The organism is Pseudomonas batumici (assembly GCF_036585405.1).
Classification (GTDB): domain Bacteria; phylum Pseudomonadota; class Gammaproteobacteria; order Pseudomonadales; family Pseudomonadaceae; genus Aquipseudomonas; species Aquipseudomonas batumici.
In genome coordinates, this window is record NZ_CP144470.1 from 5,955,858 (window position 1) to 5,973,417 (window position 17,560).

Here is a 17,560-nt window from a genome sequence, read left to right on the forward strand (position 1 = left end):
GAGTGGAGAATCGTCCTGCCAATGGAACGCTGAAGCTGTTTTTTACCATCTAGCGCCAAAAATCAGCTGAATCTAAGCTGTGCCCCATGAATGATGGAGGTACCCATGAAAAAGATTCTTGGTCTCTACACCAGCCCCAGGGGCCACTGGGTCGGCGACGGTTTTCCGGTGCGCACACTGTTTTCCTATGACAACCTGGGCCAGCACATCAGCCCTTTCCTGATGCTGGACCATGCCGGGCCGGCCGAATTCACCCCGACCACGCAACGCCGGGGCGTCGGCCAGCACCCCCATCGCGGTTTCGAAACCGTGACCATCGTCTATGACGGCGAAGTGGAGCACCGCGACTCCACCGGTGCCGGCGGCGTGATCGGCCCGGGCGACGTGCAATGGATGACCGCTGCGGCGGGCATCATTCACGAGGAGTTTCATTCCGAAGCCTTTGCCAGACGCGGCGGGCGCCTGGAAATGGTCCAGCTGTGGGTCAACCTGCCGGCACGGGACAAGTCGGCGCCGGCCGGTTACCAGGGCATTCTCGACAGCGATATTCCCCGGATCGCCCTCAAGGACCAGGCCGGCAGCCTGCGCCTGATCGCCGGTGAGTTCGACGGTCAGCGGGGGCCGGCGCGGACCTTCACGCCGATGGATGTGTGGGATATCCGCCTGGCCGGCGGCAAGACCCTGGCCCTGGACCTGCACGAAGGGCACAGCACGGTGCTGGTGGTCCTGCGCGGCAGTGTGCGGGTCAATGGCGAGCAGGTGGCGCGCCCGGGACAGTTGGTGGTGTTCGAGCGTACCGGTCGCGAGGTGTCGTTGCACGCCGATGAAGAGGCCATGGTGCTGTTGCTCAGCGGCGAGCCCATCGACGAGCCGATTGTCGGCCACGGTCCTTTCGTGATGAACAGCGAAGCCGAGATCTACCAGGCCTTCGCCGACTTCCAGGCCGGGCGCTTCGGGCAGATGCACGACTGACGATACTGCGCGCTCCCCGCTCCCGCGAGGCCGTTCCGCCACCGTGAATATAAAGCTATAACTCCATGAAGCCGTTCTGTGCGATCTTCGCGACGTGACGGTTTCTTTTCATGGAGTGGCTCGATGCTTGACCTGTTGTCTGAACATCCCTTGCTGTGCGCCTTGCTGCTGATCGTGGTGGATTTGTTGCTGTGGCACCTGATCGGCAGCAAGAGTGCCACCTGGAAAATGGCCATGCGCCTGACGGTGTTCTCGCTGTTCAGCCTGCTGCTGTTCAACGAGGGCATGAATCCCCTGCAGACCGCGCCCTGGCCGGATGACGTGCCCCGGCACCTGGCGGCCACCGGCTTGCAGATTGGCTGGTGGCTATTCGGCGCGCGGACCCTGACGGTGCTGCTCGGCACGGTGATGATGCAGCGGGTCGGGCATGCCGGGCGGCTGGTGCAGGATGTGCTCGGGGCGATCATCTTCCTGATCGCCGTTGTCGCAGCAGCGGCCTATGTGCTCGACCTGCCGGTCAAGGGCGTGCTGGCGACGTCCGGCGCCCTGGCGATCATTGTCGGCCTGGCCTTGCAGAGCACCCTCAGCGACGTGTTTTCCGGGATTGTGCTGAACGCCACCAAGCCCTATCAGGTCGACGATTGGATTTCCATCGACGGCACCGAAGGCCGGGTGGTCGATATCGACTGGCGCGCCACCCGTCTGCAGACCTCCCAGGGCAGCATGGCGGTGGTGCCCAACTCCCTCGCGGCCAAGGCCAAGATCGTCAACTTCAGCCGGCCCAGCGACATGCATGGGCTGTCCATCAGTGTGCAGGTCAGTACGCATTCCCGGCCCCAGGTGGTGATCGAGGCCCTGGAGCGCGCGATGCTCGGTTGTCGCGCCTTGCTGCCGACCCCGGCGCCTTGTGTGACGCTGAAAAGCTCCGGCGCCGACGGTGCCGAATACGAAATCAGCGGCTTCGTGGTCTCCATGGGCGAGAAGCGCGCCGTGCGCAATCAGCTCTATGACCTGGCGTTCCGGCATTTGCGGGCCTCGGGTGTGAGCCTGCTGTCCACCGGGGAAAGTGTCGCACCGGTGGATTTCTCGCGCTCGCGCCGGTTGCTGGAAAGCTCGGCGATTTTCTCCACCCTGCGTTCTGAGGAAAAGGACACCTTCAGCGAGAACATGCGGCCCGAGACGTTCCGCGCCGGCAACCTGATCCTGGCGCGTGGAGAGATCAGCGATCACCTGTTCATCGTCGAGTCCGGCGTGGTCTCGGTCACCCTGTTGCGCGGCGAGGTGCCGGTGGAGGTCGCGCGGATGGGGCCGGGCGAGGTGATCGGCGAGGCCGGGGTGGTGGCCGACAAGGCGGTGGTGGCGGACTTCACCGCCAAGACCGACTGCGTGCTCTACCGCATTGAGAACGAGTACCTCAAGCCGTGCCTGGAAGCCCGGCACGACATCGGCGAAGCCATGAAGAACCTGCTCGACCATCGTTTGAGCGCGGTGCAGAAATTCAACCGCGAAGAGCCCAAGCCGGTGGAGAAACGCGGGTTCCTGCAATGGTTGCGCAGCCGGGCCTGAGGCTTCAGGCGCGCGGGCTCAACTGTTGCAGGAGCTCGCGCAGCCGGTCGAGCGACGGCGGGATATCCAGGGTGTCGATACAGCCGTAGCCCATCAGCAGGCCGGTGCGTGGCGTGGCGCTGTAGTAGAAGGGCGCCAGCGGGTACAAGCCGACCTCGACCTGTTTGGCCAGTTCGATCAGCAGCGGTATGTCCAGCCCGCCCTTGTCGAGGATCGCCAGGTGAAAGCCGGCGGTGGCATGGATCCGTTCGAACCAGGGCGCGAGGTCGCCCTCCAGGCGCTCGATCAGTTGTTCGCGGCGGCTGCTGTAGGCGGCGTGGCAGCGGCGGATATGCTTGAGCAGGTAACCGTCGAGGATGAACTTGGCCACGGCCCATTGGGTCAGGGTCGCGGTGTGGCAGTCGGTCAACTGCTTGGCCGACAGCAGCGCCTTGCGCAAGCCGGGTGGGGCCACCAGGTAGCCCAGGCGCAGTTCCGGCAGCAAGGTCTTGGAAAAGGTCCCGACGTAGGCCACCAGTCCGTGGCGATCGAGGCTTTGCAGGCAGTCGGTGGGGCGGCCCTCGTAGCGGAACTCGCAGTCGTAGTCGTCCTCGATGATGATCGCCCCCAGTTCCCGCGCCCGCTCCAGCAACGCCAGGCGGCGTTCCAGGCTCATGGGCATGCCGAGGGGGAACTGGTGCGCCGGGGTGACATAGATCAGCCGCGTGCCGTCGGGAATCAAGTCCACCTGAAGGCCCTGGTCGTCCACCGGCACCCCCACCACCCGGGCACCCTGGGCGGCGAACAGCAGGCGTGCCGGCGGGTAGCCGGGATCTTCCACCGCCACCGTGCAACCCGGTTCCACCAGCACCCGGGCGACCAGGTCGAGGGCCTGTTGCGCGCCATTGGTCACCAGCAGGTCGTCGCTGCCGCAGCGCACCCCCCGGGAGAAACCGATATGCCGGGCAATGGCTGCGCGCAGCATCGGCAAACCTTCCGCCTGGCCGTACAAGCCCCGGGACTGGGCGCCCTGGCGCAAGGCGAAGAGCACGCAGCGGCGCCATTCGTCATGGGGAAACTGATGCTTGCCGGTGGCCCCGCCCAGGTAGTCGTAGCGCAGGGTGTGGGTCGGATGGTGCATCGACATGAACGCATCGCGCCAGTGCAGGATCACGGCGGCCCCGGCCAGTTCGTTGTCCTGCAGGGGCAGCGCGGCTGGCGGCACGTGCGGGTTGACGAAGGTGCCGGCGCCGACCCGGCCGACCAGCAGGTTGTCGTAGGTGAGGTGGGCATAGGCGTCGGCGACGGTCTTGCGTGACACCCCCAGCTGTTCGGCGAGCAGCCGGGTCGGCGGCAGTCGTGTGCCGGCGGCGAGCTTGCCCTGGGTAATGGCGTCGCGCAGTTGTTCGGTGATCTGTTTCGCCAGATCGCGAGTGCCCTTGAGGGTGATGTGCAATTCCATGTCGAAGCTCGGCTGGAGAAGGCGGGGCGTGTGCGCACCGATGGCGCATCTTAGCCTGCCGGCGGGGCTTCGACACGTCGGGATTGGCATCCCGATCTTTGCCGGAATTGGCTATTTGTCCTGCTGCCGGCCGGGCTTACCTTAGCCTCATTCCCAACCTGTAAGGAGCACCACCATGCAACCTCGTGTCGATTTCTACACCGCCTCGCCCGATGCCCTGAAAGCCATGCTGGCGCTGGAAAGCGCGGTCAGCAAACTGCCCTTGGAGAAGTCGCTGCTCGAACTGGTCAAGCTGCGTTCCTCGCAGATCAATGGCTGCGCCTTTTGCATCGATATGCACACCACCGATGCGCGCAAGCTCGGCGAGACCGAACGTCGCCTGTACTGCCTGTCGGCATGGCGTGAAACACCGTTCTTCACCCCGCGTGAACGCGCCGCGATGGCCTGGACCGAGGCCCTGACCGAACTCTCGCGGACCCATGCGTCGGATGAGGACTATGCCTTGCTGAGCGCCGAGTTCAGCCCGAAGGAAATGGTCGACCTGACGCTGGCGATCAACACCATCAACAGCTGGAACCGTCTGGCGGTGGGGTTCCGCAAGCTGCCGGCCGAGTGAAGGGCAAGACACGGCCTGCCGGGGACGCTGGGTCAGAAAGACAGACCCAGCGCCCCCAGTGCCAGCAGCACCGCCGCCATCACACCCACCAGGGCGAACAGCTGCTGCAGCCTGGGTCCGGCCAGACGCGCGGCGACCTGGCGCCCGAGTACCAACCCCAGCACCGCCCCCGCCGCAAACGGCCCGCCCACCGACCAGTGCATCGCCCCGGACAGTGTCGCCGTGACCACGCTGCCCAGCGACACCAGTGCAATCACCGCCAGCGACGTGGCAACGATGCTCTTGCTGTCCAGGTTGGTGTAGCGCGTCAGCGCCGGGATGATGACAAACCCGCCACCGACTCCGAGCAACCCCGACAACAGCCCCGAGAGCATGCCGGTGACGGTCAGCGCGCGGGCGCAGGGCAGGGTCCAGCGCAACCGGCCCAGGGGATTGAGCACGCACGGCTGGAAATCCGGCCGTGGCGCTGGATGCCCATGCTGCAACTCCCGGTGTGCCTTGAGGAAGATCCGGCCGCAGGCATAGATCATCACCACGGCAAACCCCAGGGCCAGCGGCTCGTTGGGCAGGTGATGGGCCAGCCACAGGCCCAGGGGCGTGAGCAGCACGCCGATCCCGGCGATATAGGCCGCCGCCCGATAGCGCACGATCCCCTGGCGCAAGCCGAGCAAGGCCCCGACGCTCGCCGCCAGGCCCACCGCGAGCAAACCGATGGGCGCGGCCTGGACCATCGACAAGCCCAGCCCGAACACCAGCAGCGGCACCGCGAGGATGCCGCCGCCGGCCCCGGTCAGCGCGAGGATGGCGCCAATCAGTGTTCCCAGTCCCGCGCCCAGCAACAGATGTTCGTTCATGGTTGGGTTCTGGCCGCCGTCAACTTCGGTCGCGCCAGCCATTCGCGACCCTTGAGCATGCCGCGCCAGTACAGCGGCGGCAGGATGCGCTCCTTCAGCCACCAGGCCAGGCGCGTCGGCTTGCGCCCGTCGAGCAACCAGGGGGCGAAAGTCGGTGCCAGCTTGCCGCCATAGGTGAACTCGGCGAGAACGATCTTGCCGCGTTCCACGGTCAACGGGCAGGAACCATAACCGTCATAGGCGGCCTGGGTCGGCAGGCGCCCGAGGGCCACCAGCACGTTGTTGGCCACCACCGGCGCCTGCTTGCGCGCGGCGGCGGCGGTCTTGGCATTGCCGGTGTTGGTCACGTCGCCCAGGCCGTGGATATTGGCGAACTGGCGGTGTTGCAGGGTGGCCGGATCGACATCGACCCAACCGGCCGCATCGGCCAGGGGGCTTGCACGGATGAAGTCCGGGGCCACTTGCGGCGGCACCACATGCAGCATATCGAACGGCCGCACCAGGGTTTCGCGGCTGCCATCGGCCAGGGTGCGGGCGAAGGTCGCCTGCTTCGCCGGGCCATCGACCGCTACCAGACTGTGGCCGAGTTGCAGGTCCACGGCGTACTTGCGGATGTATTCCATCAGCGCCGGCACGTAGTCGGCGACGCCGAACAGCACCGCGCCGGCGTTGAAGAAACGGGCGTTGATCCGCTCCAGGCGCCCGCTCCTGAGCCAGTGGTCACAGGACAGGTAGAGGGCCTTCTGCGGCGCGCCGGCGCATTTGATCGGCATCGGCGGCTGGCTGAACAGGGCCTCGCCGTCCTTGAGCTCCTGCACCAGTTTCCAGGTGTAGGGCGCGAGGTCGTAGCGGTAGTTGGAGGTCACGCCATGGCGTCCGAGGGTCGCCTCGAGCCCGTCGATGGCCGCCCAGTCCAGCTTCAGGCCGGGGCAGACGATCAACTGTTCGTAGCCGACCCGGCTCTGGTCGGTGAGCACCACTTCGTGGCCGTGGGGGCCGAAGGCGCTGACGGCCGCCTTGATCCAGCGCACGCCACGGGGAATCAGCGAGGCCATGGGTCGGGCCGTCGACTCGAGGCGAAACACCCCGGCGCCGACCAGGGTCCAGCCGGGCTGGTAATAGTGGGTGTCGGCCGGGTCGATAATCGCGATATCCAGGTCGGGCGCCCGGGCCAGCAGGCTGGAGGCCACGGCGATGCCGGCCGCGCCGGCGCCGACGATCAGGATCTGGTGATGGGAGACGCTAGTCGCGGACATGGTGTCGGGTCCTGGTTCAGAGGGCATTGAGCGGGATCTTCAGGTAGCGCACGCCGTTGTCTTCCGGTTCGGGCAATTGGCCGCTGCGCATGTTGACCTGCACCGATGGCAGCATCAGCACCGGCATGTCGAGGGTGGCGTCACGGGCCTCGCGCATGCGCACGAAGCTGTCTTCGTCGATGCCTTCATGGATATGGATGTTGTGGGCGCGCTGTTCGGCCACGGTGCTCATGTAGCGCAGCTCGCGGCCGCCCGGCAGGTAGTCATGGCACATGAACAGTTGGGTCTGGGGTGGCAGCGCCAGCAATTGGCGGATCGAACGATAGAGGGTGCGGGCATCGGCGCCGGGGAAGTCGCAGCGGGCGGTGCCGTAGTCGGGCATGAACAGGGTGTCGCCGACGAAGACGATGAGTTCATCGCCGGATTCGATCAGGTAGCTCATGCACGCCGGTGTATGTCCCGGCGTGTGCAGGGCCCGGGCTTTCAAGGTGCCGATGGTGAATTCGGCGCTGTCGCCCAGCAGCACGTCGAACTGGCTGCCGTCGCGGCGAAAATCGCTGCCTTCATGGAACAGTTCGCCGAACACCTGCTGGACCAGGGTGATACGGCTGCCGATGGCGACCTTGGCGCCGAGCTGCTCCTTCAGGTAGGCCGCCGCCGAGAGGTGGTCGGCGTGCACGTGGGTTTCCAGGATCCACTCCACCTGGGCGTCCAGTTCGCGGACCCGGGCGATCAGCCGGTCGGCCGACTGGGTGCAGGTGCGCCCGGACTTGGGGTCGTAGTCGAGCACGCTGTCGATCAGCGCGCAGCGGCGGGTGCCGGTGTCCAGCACCAGGTAGCTGATGGTGCCGGTGCCGGGGTCGAAAAAGGCTTCTACAGCCAGCTTGTCGCCAAAGGTCATTGTCTACTCCAGACGGCTTTTTTGTAGGAGCGGGCTTGCTCGCTCCTACAGGTGTAGTTGGCGGACATGGGTTTGTCCCTGTCTGTCAGAGAGATCAATAAGCATGCCAAACCAGGGTTTTTGATTTTTTTGCCAGATAGCTGATTTATATCAACCTGTTCGCCGACGTTTTCTGCTTTGGAGGATTTTTTCAGCCGGATTGGCAGTCATTTTGGCAGTTCGTGGCAGTCAATGGCAGAAAGCGCCGGCATGCATTAAGCTCCTGCCTCCATCCGGGAGTTGCCATGACCATCCTCGCCACCGACTTTGCCCGGCCCGATATGCGGGCCCTGGTGTCTTATCTGGAACACGACCTGCAGCCGACCATCGTCCTCGATACCGACTACAACATCGTCGCCGCCAACACCGCCTACCAGCGCCAGTTCGGCGTGGAGGGCCGTCCCCATGTGGGGGCGAAATGCTTCCGGGTCTCGCACCAGTTCGCGGTGCCCTGCGACCAGGCCGGCGAGCATTGCCCCATGCGCAAGGCCCACGAAAGCCGCTTGCCCGAGCGCGTCCTGCATATCCATCACACGCCCCGTGGCCCCGAGCATGTCGATGTGGAGCTGCGGCCGTTGCTGGACGAGCAGGGCGAAGTGGTCGGTTATGTCGAGCGTTTGAATACGGTCACCGTGGCCTCGGCCCAGCCGCAGCACCAGGGCCTGGTCGGCCGCTCGGCGCCGTTCAAGGAGGCGCTGGGCGCCTTGCAGCGGGCGGCACCGTCACCGATTCCGGTTTTGTTGCAAGGCGAGTCCGGCACCGGCAAGGAGCTCTTTGCCCGGGCGCTGCATGAGGGCAGTCCGCGGGCCGGTGGGCCGTTGGTGGTGGTCGACTGCACCGGCCTGACCGAAACCCTGCTGGAGAGCGAACTCTTCGGTTACGAAAAGGGCGCCTTCACCGGCGCCTTGCAGCGCAAGATCGGCCTGGCCGAGGCGGCCCATGGCGGCACGCTGTTCCTCGACGAGATCGGCGAGGTGCCGCTGGCGATGCAGGTCAAGCTGCTGCGCCTGATCGAGTCCGGCAGCTTTCGTCCGGTGGGCAGCCTGCGTACCGTGCACTCGGACTTCCGCCTGGTGTGCGCGACCCACAAGCCGCTCAAGGACATGGTCGCGGCCGGTAGTTTTCGCCAGGACCTGTTCTACCGCATCAGCGCCTTTCCGATTCGCCTGCCGGCCCTGCGCGAGCGCAGCGACGACCTGCCGCTGCTGATCGACAGCCTGTTGCAGCGGCTGGCGCCGACGGCGGTGCCGCGTATCGATCCGTCGGCGATGAAGGCCCTGGGGCTGCATGACTGGCCGGGCAATATCCGCGAACTGCGCAATGTGCTGGAGCGGGCCCGCCTGTTTACCGATGACGGGGTGATTCGCGTAGCTGACCTGCCCGCCGAACTGCGCCGTGAAACACCGATGGCAGCAGCGCAGGGGCGGCGCGGGCGTAACGAGTTGGAACAATTGGCCCACGCGCTGGCGGTGTTCGACGGACCGCGCAGCGAACTGGCGAAAACCCTGGGGATGAGCGAGCGCACTTTGTATCGGCGCTTGCAGGCGCTGGAAGGGAAGGGCTGACGGTCGCGGATCCGCCCAGGCGCAGGAGCCGCCGTTCGGGGCTCCTGCAACCGCAGCGTTCAATCAATCGCTCGTCAGCAGGGTCTGGGCGAAGAGCGCCGGGTCGGCATTGCCCCCTGACAACACCACCACCGCGCAACGGCCCTCCAGCGTGATGCGTCCGGCCAGCAGGGCCGCAAGGCCGACCACGCCACCTGGTTCGACCGCCAGCTTGAGGTTCTCGAACGCCCACCTCAGGGCGAAGCGGACTTCGGCGTCGGTCACCGTCAGCGCGCCACTGAGCAGCCGGCGATTGATCTCGAAGGTCAGCTCGCCCGGTGCCGCGGTCAGGATCGCGTCGCAGATCGAGTGTCCGCCCGGTGCGAGGGTTTGACGGCTGCCCGCGGCCAGGGAGCGGCCGGTGTCGTCGAAGCCGTCCGGTTCCACCGCATACACCGCGATCTGTGGAAACTGACTGTGCAGGGCCACGCTGACGCCGGCAATCAGGCCGCCACCGCCGCAGGGCACCAGGGCCACCTCGGGGCGCAGGCCAAGCGCCCGGGCCTGGCGGGCGATTTCCAGCCCCAGGGTGCCCTGGCCGGCCATTACCCGTGGGTCGTCGTAGGGCTTGACCAGCACCGCACCGCTTTCGGCGGTCAGCGTCGCGGCGATGGCCTCGCGGTCTTCCGTCTCGCGGTCGAACAGCACCACCCGGGCGCCATATTCGCGGGTGCGGCGGATCTTCAATGGCGGCGCATCCTTGGGCATCAGGATGGTTGCCCGGATGCCCAGCAGCTTGGCCGCGCAGGCCACGCCCTGGGCGTGGTTGCCCGAGGAGAAGGCCAGCACGCCACGTGCGCGTTCCTCGGGGCTGAGGCTGGCGAGGGTGTTGTAGGCACCCCGGAACTTGAACGAACCGGTTCTTTGCAACACCTCCGGCTTGATCAGCACCCGGCCCTGGCAGTGTTCATTCAGGCTGTGGAATTCCAGCAGTGGGGTTTCTACGGCGTGTCCCTGGATACGCTGGGCAGCCTGTTCGATATCGGCCAGTTGAATGGGATGTGAGGTCATATGGCGCTCCTGAGGTTTGCAAAGGGCTAATCTGCGGTTTTGTAAGACCCTTGAAAAGCGCTTGTTCGTGGTGTTGAACAACGTAAAATCCGTCGATGGACACTCAATTTCTCGAAACCTTCCTGGCCGTGATCGACTGTGGTTCCATCGCGGCGGCGGCGCGCCAGCTGGACCTGGCGCCGACCACCGTGGCCCAGCAGATCAAGGCCCTGGAAAAACAGCTCGGCAATGCCTTGCTCAGGCGCAGCGGCCATACCGTGAAGCCGACCCCGGCGGCCCATCGGATCGTCGAGCGGGCCCGGCTGATTGTCCGCGAAGCCCGCGACCTGTGCGCCAGTGCCTCCAGCGGCGTGCTGCCGGCCGGTCCCTTGCGGCTGGGGGCGACTCAATATGCCCTGATGCAGTTGCTGCCGCCGGCGCTGCATGAGTGGCGTCGGCGTTATCCCGAGATCGAAATCTATATCGAGCCCGGCAACTCCCAGGAGCTGATGGAACAGGTGGTGGGTGGCGACCTGGATGCGGCGTTGATCGTGCATCCGTTGTACGCCTTGCCCAAGAGCTGCGACTGGATAGCGCTGGTGGAGGAACCGCTGGTGCTGATCACCCCGGCGACGATGCAGGTCGATGATGTGCTGGCGACCATCGCCAGGGAACCCTTTATCCGCTTCAGCCGCAAGGTGGTGGGTGGCAAGCTGGTGGAGACGTATCTGCAAGGTCATGGCCTCAAGCCCAAGGCCCAGTTCGAACTGGATGGCATCGACATCATCGTCAAGTTCGTCGCCGAAGGGCTGGGGGTGGCGCTGGTGCCGGACCGGCCGGCGGCCAATCATGAGGCGCAGGGTGTACGTCGCTGGGACGTCCCGGAACCCAGGCTGTTTCGCACATTGGGGATTGTCTGGCAGCGTGCGTCGGTGCGTGCGCCGTTGGTGGTGGCGCTTAACCAGTTGATGGCCGAGTCGCAGACCGGGTCAGTTAAGGTGATTTGAGGTCGAGCGCGGTTTTGTGGCGAGCGGGCTTGCCCGCGCTCGGCTGCGTAGCAGTCGTAAAACCGGTGACTGCGTTCTGCCTGACACAATGAGCTCGCTGATTTTAGGGCCGCTTCGCGCCCCAGCGCGGGCAAGCCCGCCCGCCACAAATTTCGCCAGGCTTGAGGTCGTTGCAAGCCATGGGCATTACGTCCAGAAATAGACTCCCATCAGACCAACGGAGCGATATTCAGCCGGGTCGAACACGCCAGCAACGAGCGCCGCTGCGTTGCCGCATACAGTTGCAATTCATCGATGGTTTCCCGCCCCAGCGCCTGGTGGAACTGCTCCCGGTTGGAGTTGCCGGCGTAATGCGCCTGCGCGTCATCCCCCAGGTTCGACTGGAAGATCCCCGCTGCGCTCACCGGCAGGAAGTCCTCGTACACCAGCGGTTCGAAACTCACCTGGCCGGCTTCGATCAAGGCTTCCAGCTCGCGCAGCGGCAGTTCGCTGCTGCGCGCCGCGATGCCTTTCTCTGTGGGGAAGTAGCGGAAGTATGCCAGGCCCTGCTTGCGCATCTCGCTGTAGCTGTCGGGGAAGGCCTTGAAGGTGTTCGCCATGATCGCGTCATAGCGCGCGGCATTGGCCTCGCTGGGAAAGTCACCGAGCTCATCCCGCGCGGCGTTCAGCAGGCGGTCGTACAACGCCCGGCCCTTGGGCGTCAGTGCCGCGCCGCGTTGTTCGATTTCGCCGAAACGGGCCGAGTGGCTGCCGGTTTCAGTGGCGCCCTGGCCGATGAAGGTGATGGCTTCCTCCAGCGCCTTGAAGCTGGTCTGGCGCAACAGGATCGGGCACTCGCGCCGGGGTGGGCCTTCGATCACCGCCTTGGGGGTGATGCCCTTGCCCGGCATGGCCGCCTGTACGGCGTCGATGTCCAGGGTGCGCGGGGTCAGGTGGTTGATGTGCGGCCCCTTGAACGCCACCACGTCGGCGATCAGGCGGTGCTGGGCATTGAGCTTCTTGTACTCTTCCAGCGACACCGTGGCGCTGTTGTGCCAGCGGAAGGTTTCCAGCGCCTGCTGGACGAATTCGGCGGCATCGGCGGAATCGAGGCCGCCATTCATTTCGGCCTTTTCGATCAGCTCGATGGTGCGCGGGGTGAAGATATTCCGCCGGCTCAAGATCCATTCGGCGAACTCCCGCAGTCCGTCTTCCTCGATCAGTTCCAGGCGCAGCAGCGAGGTGAAGACGCGAAACGGACTGACCTGCAAGGCACTTTCATGCACCGCGCGAAAGGCCGTGGAATGCACCGGTACACCGGCCGGGGTCAGGTCGTAATAGCCCACCGGCTCCATGCCCATCACCGCGAACAATCGGCACAGGGTTGCCAGTTCCGCCGCCGTGCCGACACGAATGGCACCGTGGCGCTCCATGTCCAGGCGGCGGATTTCGCCGGTCTGCCGGAGACTGTCGGCCACTTGGGCATTGTCGCTCAGCACCTGTTCGTTGATCTGCGCGACCAACTCCATCAGGGCGCCGTAGAGGGGAACTTCGGTCTTGTACATCTGCGACATGGCGCGGGAAAAGTGTGCGCGGATTTCGTCGGGGTGGGCGAAGACAGCGGTGCTCATCGGGTGGTTCTCCGCAAAATCGGAATGACTGAACGTGGGCTGAATTCTGCGGGTGCTCAGGCGTGGGTTCAAACGAATTAAGGTCCAGGCATCATTCCAAAAAGGACTGAACTCGGCCCAAGGGCCCGCCGTGGCGCACTGCTGACGGAGGAAAGTCCGAGCCACATCCGCCCATGCGACGGCACGGGCTGCGGCGGTTTGTATCGGACTGTGTATGAGCAGGCCCTGGAAACACTGAGTCAACCTTGAGCGCAATCAGGACACAGACGAGATACAGGCCGGCGTTCAACTGTGTCTACCCGATAACGCCGTCGCTTTGCGCGGGTTGATCGGGATTGGACCGACACATTTTTTCCCATCATCACCCAGGAATACATCATGTCTCTCGAAACCATTCTTTATGCGGGTCAGGCTTCCGTGACCGGCGGCCGTGAAGGCCGGGCCCTCTCCACCGACGGCGCTCTCGATGTGCAGTTGTCCACGCCGCGCGAACTCGGTGGTGCCGGAGGTCCTGGCACCAACCCCGAGCAATTGTTCGCCGCCGGTCACTCGGCCTGCTTCCTGGGGGCCATGAAACGGGCTTCGGTTCAGGCCAAGGTCGCCTTGCCGGCGACCACCCGGGTGACCAGCAAGGTGGGGCTGGGCAAGGACGCCGGCGGCGGCTTTGGCCTTGAGGTCGAGTTGCGTATCGCCGTTCCGGGATTCTCCCGCGATCAGGTACAGGCATTGGTGGATCAAGCCCACCAGATCTGCCCGTACTCGCTGGCCATTCGCGGCAACGTCGATGTCACGCTGATCGTCGAGGATTGACCGATGGGGCGGCTGCAACGCGTGGCGGGGTGTGCCGCATTGCTGGTGGCAGTGCTGATTTCAAGCGGTAGCAGCACTGCTTTCCAGGTCGGGCAACGGCTGCTGCAAACGATCTCCACGATGACCGACTACATCGTCGCCAAAGTCAGCGCGCAATCCGCAACCGATCGGCCGATGCCGTCCCTCTCGGGGGCCGTCGAATGGCTCAACTCCGAGCCGCTGACCGGCGAATCGCTGCGCGGCAAGGTGGTCCTGGTGGACTTCTGGACTTACGGGTGCATCAACTGCCGGCATGCGCTGCCTTACGTGAATCAATGGGCGAAAAAGTATGCGCAGGACGGGTTGGTGGTGATCGGGGTGCACACCCCTGAATATGCCGAGGAAAAAATCCCAGGCAATGTCCGCCGGCAGGTCAGGCAACTCGGTATCGGCTACCCGGTGGCCATCGACAACAACGCCCTCATCTGGCGTGCCTTCGATAACCAGTACTGGCCGGCGCATTACCTGGTCGATGCCAAGGGACGGGTGCGCTACAGCCATTTTGGCGAGGGCGCTTATGCCGAGCAGGAAAAGCAGATTCAGGCGCTGCTGGAGGAAGCCAGGGAGGGACAGCACGGCTCGCTGCCGGAGGAGGATGTGGAGCGATAATGTATTAATCTAGGTGCCCTCCTTTGCAAGTAGTACAAATCGGATGAATATCAATAATACCGATCTCAACCTGCTCAAAGTCTTCGAGGCCCTGCATGACGAGGGCAGCGCCAGCCGTGCGGCGTTGCAGTTGGGGTTGACCCAGTCAGCCGTCAGCGCCGCCTTGAATCGCCTGCGCACGATGTACGGTGATCAGCTTTTCGTGCGTACCGGCAGGGGCTTGTCGCCCACCCTGATCGCCAACCAGCTCAAGCCGGTGATCTCCGATGCCTTGAATAAATGTCGCCACAGCTTTTCCCTGGTCCAGCCCACCTTGGCCAGCTATGAGGGACGCTCGGTGACCATCGGCCTGTCCGACGACTTTGAAATTGCCCTCGGTCGCAAGTTGATTGAAACCGTGGCACAACGGGCGAAAAACCTGCGGCTGATCTTTCGGCAAACCCACAGCCAGATCGCGGTCGATGCGCTGATGGAGCGTCAGTTCGACTTGATCATTACCGCGGGCGGCGTGCCGAATCGGTTGCTGGGTCGACAGCTGCTCGGGGAGGGCGGCTACGCCTGCCTGGTGGATCGGGGCAGCCTGGACGACAGCGCGGCGCTCGACCTGGAGGACTATGTCGCCCGTGAACACATCCTGATTTCCTCGGGGGGCTTTATCGGCATCGTCGATGAGGGGCTGGCGGCAAGAGGACTAAGCCGCAGGGTGGCCACCGCCACGACGCACTTCGCGGCATTGCCCTTCCTGTTGAAGGGCTCGTCGGCGGTCGCGACCTTGCCCACCCATGCTGCCCGGGCGATCGCCCGGTTATGCGATATCCGGATGGTCCCTTGTCCCATCGAGCTGCCGCACTATCCCATCGAGCTGGGCTGGCGCACCCACGCACAGACGGATGGCGCGGTGCTCCTGGTCAAGCAAGCGATTATCGACAGCTTCGCGCTATCAACTGGATAAGGCCGCCACATTGGCCCGCGCCGTGTGCAGTTTCTTGTAGCTGTCGATCAGCCGCAGGTGCCTGTCGAGCCCCTCAAGTTTCATGCTTGTAGGCGTCAAGCCGAAGAAGCGCACGCTGCCGTCCACCGAGCCCATCACGGCGTCCATCCGCGGGTTGCCAAACATCCGGCGGAAATTGACCTCGTAATCGTCCAGCTCCAGCTCGTCGTCCAGCAGCACCTCCAGCACCACGTTCACGGCCTGGTAAAACAACCCGCGCTCGACTGTGTTGTCGTTGTACTGCAGGAAGGCTTCCACCAGCTCTTTCGCTTCTTCGAATTGCTGCAAGGCAAGATGAATCAGCAGCTTCAACTCCAGAATCGTCAGCTGGCCCCAGGCCGTGTTGTCGTCGAATTCGATGCCGATCAAGGTGGTGATGTCGGTGTAATCATCCAGCTCGCTGTCTTCCAGGCGCTCGACTAGCGCGGCCAGCTCGGCATCGTCCAGGCGATGCAGGTTCAGGATGTCGGCGCGGAACAACAGTGCCTTGTTGGTGTTATCCCAGATCAGATCATCGATCGGATAGATTTCCGAATAGTCCGGCACCAGGATACGGCAGGCCGTTGCGCCCAGATGCTCATACACCGCCATGTACACTTCCTTGCCCATCTCTTCGAGAATGCCGAACAAGGTCGCGGCTTCCTCGGCATTGGAGTTTTCACCCTGCCCGGAGAAGTCCCACTCGACAAATTCGAAATCGGCCTTGGCACTGAAAAAGCGCCACGACACCACACCGCTGGAATCGATGAAGTGTTCAACGAAGTTATTCGGTTCCGTCACCGCGTTGCTTTCAAACGTGGGCTGAGGCAAATCGTTCAGGCCTTCGAAACTGCGGCCCTGCAGCAATTCCGTCAGGCTGCGCTCCAGCGCCACTTCAAAGCTCGGGTGCGCGCCGAACGAGGCAAACACACCGCCGGTGCGCGGGTTCATCAAGGTGACGCACATCACGGGGAATTCCCCGCCCAGCGACGCATCCTTCACCAGCACCGGGAAGCCTTGCTCTTCCAGGCCCTGAATCCCGGCCAGGATGCCGGGGTATTTCGCCAGCACTTCCTGCGGCACATCAGGCAGGGCGATTTCACCTTCCAGGATTTCGCGTTTTACCGCGCGCTCGAAGATTTCCGACAGGCATTGCACCTGGGCCTCGGCCAGCGTATTGCCGGCACTCATGCCGTTGCTGAGGAACAGGTTTTCGATCAGGTTGGACGGGAAATACACCACCTCGCCATCCGACTGGCGCACATACGGCAGCGAACAGATGCCGCGCTCTACATTGCCGGAGTTGGTGTCGTACAGGTGCGAACCACGCAACTCGCCCTCGGGGTTGTAGATCTGCAGGCAGTACTCGTCGAGAATTTCAGCCGGCAGCGCATCTTTGCGGCCAGGCTTGAACCAGCGTTCATCCGGGTAATGCACGAACGCCGCATTGGCGATCTCTTCGCCCCAGAACTGATCGTTGTAGAAGAAATTACAGTTCAGGCGCTCGATGAATTCGCCCAACGCCGACGCCAGCGCGCCTTCCTTGGTCGCGCCCTTGCCGTTGGTGAAACACATCGGCGAGTGTGCATCGCGGATGTGCAGCGACCAGACGTTGGGCACGATATTGCGCCACGAAGCGATTTCGATCTTCATGCCCAGACGGGCCAGGATGCCCGACATATTGGCGATGGTTTGTTCCAGCGGCAGGTCCTTGCCCACAATGTAGGTGCCCGTCTCCGAAACCTGGTTCGGCATCAGCAACGCCTGGGCATCGGCATCCAGGTTTTCCACCTCTTCAATCACGAACTCAGGCCCGGTTTGCACCACCTTCTTTACCGTGCAGCGGTCGATGGAACGCAAGATGCCCTGGCGGTCCTTGGCGGAGATATCCGCCGGCAACTCGACCTGAATCTTGAAAATCTGGTTGTAGCGGTTTTCCGGATCAACGATGTTGTTCTGCGACAGGCGGATATTATCGGTGGGGATATTGCGGGTCTCGCAGTACAACTTCACAAAGTAAGCCGCACACAAGGCCGACGACGCCAGGAAGTAATCGAACGGCCCCGGTGCCGAGCCATCGCCCTTGTAGCGGATCGGTTGATCGGCCACCACCGTGAAGTCATCGAACTTGGCTTCAAGTCGAAGGTTGTCGAGAAAATTGACCTTGATTTCCATGCGGGATTACCAGAATAACGAGCTAAACGATTTGGCCGCCATTATCCGTTCTTTCAGCCGGAAGTCTTGTGCTTTCGGCAATGGCCGCTGACCGGCGCCAC

The 17,560-nt window shown here is 63.9% G+C and carries 14 protein-coding genes and 1 pseudogene; 8 read left to right on the forward strand and 7 right to left on the reverse strand.

The genetic code is table 11. From position 1 onward, the window contains the following. Nucleotides 1–105: 105 nt before the first annotated feature. Entirely contained in the window at nt 106–972 is an 867-nt protein-coding gene (locus NUH87_RS27325; protein ID WP_338523442.1) for a pirin family protein, read from the forward strand. A gap of 123 nt (nt 973–1,095) precedes the next feature. Beyond that, entirely contained in the window at nt 1,096–2,538 is a 1,443-nt protein-coding gene (locus NUH87_RS27330) for a mechanosensitive ion channel family protein (RefSeq protein ID WP_338523443.1), read from the forward strand. Between the two features lie 4 nt (nt 2,539–2,542). Here the strand turns inward: NUH87_RS27330 and NUH87_RS27335 are convergent, their stop codons facing one another. After that, a complete protein-coding gene (locus NUH87_RS27335) occupies nt 2,543–3,979 on the reverse strand; it encodes a PLP-dependent aminotransferase family protein (protein ID WP_338523444.1) in 1,437 nt (478 codons plus the stop codon). Between the two features lie 175 nt (nt 3,980–4,154). On the opposite strand from NUH87_RS27335, the gene NUH87_RS27340 reads away from it, so the two are divergent. Beyond that, a complete protein-coding gene (locus NUH87_RS27340) occupies nt 4,155–4,595 on the forward strand; it encodes a carboxymuconolactone decarboxylase family protein (RefSeq protein WP_338523445.1) in 441 nt (146 codons plus the stop codon). Between the two features lie 32 nt (nt 4,596–4,627). On the opposite strand, the gene NUH87_RS27345 is transcribed toward NUH87_RS27340, so the two are convergent. Genes NUH87_RS27345 through NUH87_RS27355 form a run of 3 tightly spaced genes read right to left on the reverse strand, consistent with a single transcriptional unit; the run spans nt 4,628 to nt 7,606 of the window. Then, nucleotides 4,628–5,449, reverse strand: a complete 822-nt coding sequence (locus NUH87_RS27345; RefSeq protein ID WP_338523446.1) for a sulfite exporter TauE/SafE family protein — start codon at nt 5,447–5,449, stop codon at nt 4,628–4,630. After that, nucleotides 5,446–6,705, reverse strand: a complete 1,260-nt coding sequence (locus tag NUH87_RS27350) for an FAD/NAD(P)-binding oxidoreductase (protein ID WP_338523447.1) — start codon at nt 6,703–6,705, stop codon at nt 5,446–5,448. Before NUH87_RS27350 ends, NUH87_RS27345 begins: the two co-directional genes overlap by 4 nt. 16 nt (nt 6,706–6,721) lie before the next feature. Beyond that, the gene (locus NUH87_RS27355) at nt 6,722–7,606 is read right to left on the reverse strand and encodes an MBL fold metallo-hydrolase (protein ID WP_338523448.1); all 885 of its coding nucleotides are present in this window, start codon (nt 7,604–7,606) and stop codon (nt 6,722–6,724) included. Between the two features lie 284 nt (nt 7,607–7,890). Between NUH87_RS27355 and NUH87_RS27360 the strand changes: the two genes are divergently transcribed. Then, nucleotides 7,891–9,210 (forward strand): sigma-54 interaction domain-containing protein, encoded by a 1,320-nt coding sequence (locus tag NUH87_RS27360; protein WP_338523449.1) that lies wholly within the window; start codon nt 7,891–7,893, stop codon nt 9,208–9,210. Nucleotides 9,211–9,273: 63 nt separating this feature from the next. Here NUH87_RS27360 and NUH87_RS27365 read toward each other — a convergent pair whose 3' ends face one another. Continuing rightward, entirely contained in the window at nt 9,274–10,260 is a 987-nt protein-coding gene (locus NUH87_RS27365) for a threonine/serine dehydratase (RefSeq protein ID WP_338523450.1), read from the reverse strand. A gap of 95 nt (nt 10,261–10,355) precedes the next feature. On the opposite strand from NUH87_RS27365, the gene NUH87_RS27370 reads away from it, so the two are divergent. Then, a complete protein-coding gene (locus NUH87_RS27370) occupies nt 10,356–11,246 on the forward strand; it encodes a LysR family transcriptional regulator (protein ID WP_338523451.1) in 891 nt (296 codons plus the stop codon). A 209-nt stretch (nt 11,247–11,455) separates the two neighbouring features. On the opposite strand, the gene NUH87_RS27375 is transcribed toward NUH87_RS27370, so the two are convergent. Further along, a complete protein-coding gene (locus tag NUH87_RS27375) occupies nt 11,456–12,856 on the reverse strand; it encodes a 2-oxoadipate dioxygenase/decarboxylase HglS (RefSeq protein WP_338523452.1) in 1,401 nt (466 codons plus the stop codon). A 378-nt stretch (nt 12,857–13,234) separates the two neighbouring features. Between NUH87_RS27375 and NUH87_RS27380 the strand changes: the two genes are divergently transcribed. The 3 genes and pseudogenes from NUH87_RS27380 (at nt 13,235) to NUH87_RS27390 (ending at nt 15,266) form a co-directional block, all read left to right on the forward strand. Then, on the forward strand, nt 13,235–13,666 hold the full coding sequence (locus tag NUH87_RS27380) for an organic hydroperoxide resistance protein (protein ID WP_338523453.1): 432 nt from the start codon (nt 13,235–13,237) through the stop codon (nt 13,664–13,666). 126 nt (nt 13,667–13,792) lie between these two features. Next, nucleotides 13,793–14,314: pseudogene (locus NUH87_RS27385) on the forward strand (redoxin domain-containing protein); the annotation flags it as partial. A gap of 43 nt (nt 14,315–14,357) precedes the next feature. Beyond that, entirely contained in the window at nt 14,358–15,266 is a 909-nt protein-coding gene (locus NUH87_RS27390) for a LysR family transcriptional regulator (protein ID WP_338523454.1), read from the forward strand. On the opposite strand, the gene NUH87_RS27395 is transcribed toward NUH87_RS27390, so the two are convergent. Then, nucleotides 15,255–17,459 carry an OsmC domain/YcaO domain-containing protein gene (locus NUH87_RS27395; protein WP_338523455.1) on the reverse strand — a complete coding sequence of 735 codons (2,205 nt, stop codon included), beginning with the start codon at nt 17,457–17,459 and terminating at the stop codon, nt 15,255–15,257. The genes NUH87_RS27390 and NUH87_RS27395 overlap by 12 nt on opposite strands. Nucleotides 17,460–17,560: the final 101 nt, after the last annotated feature.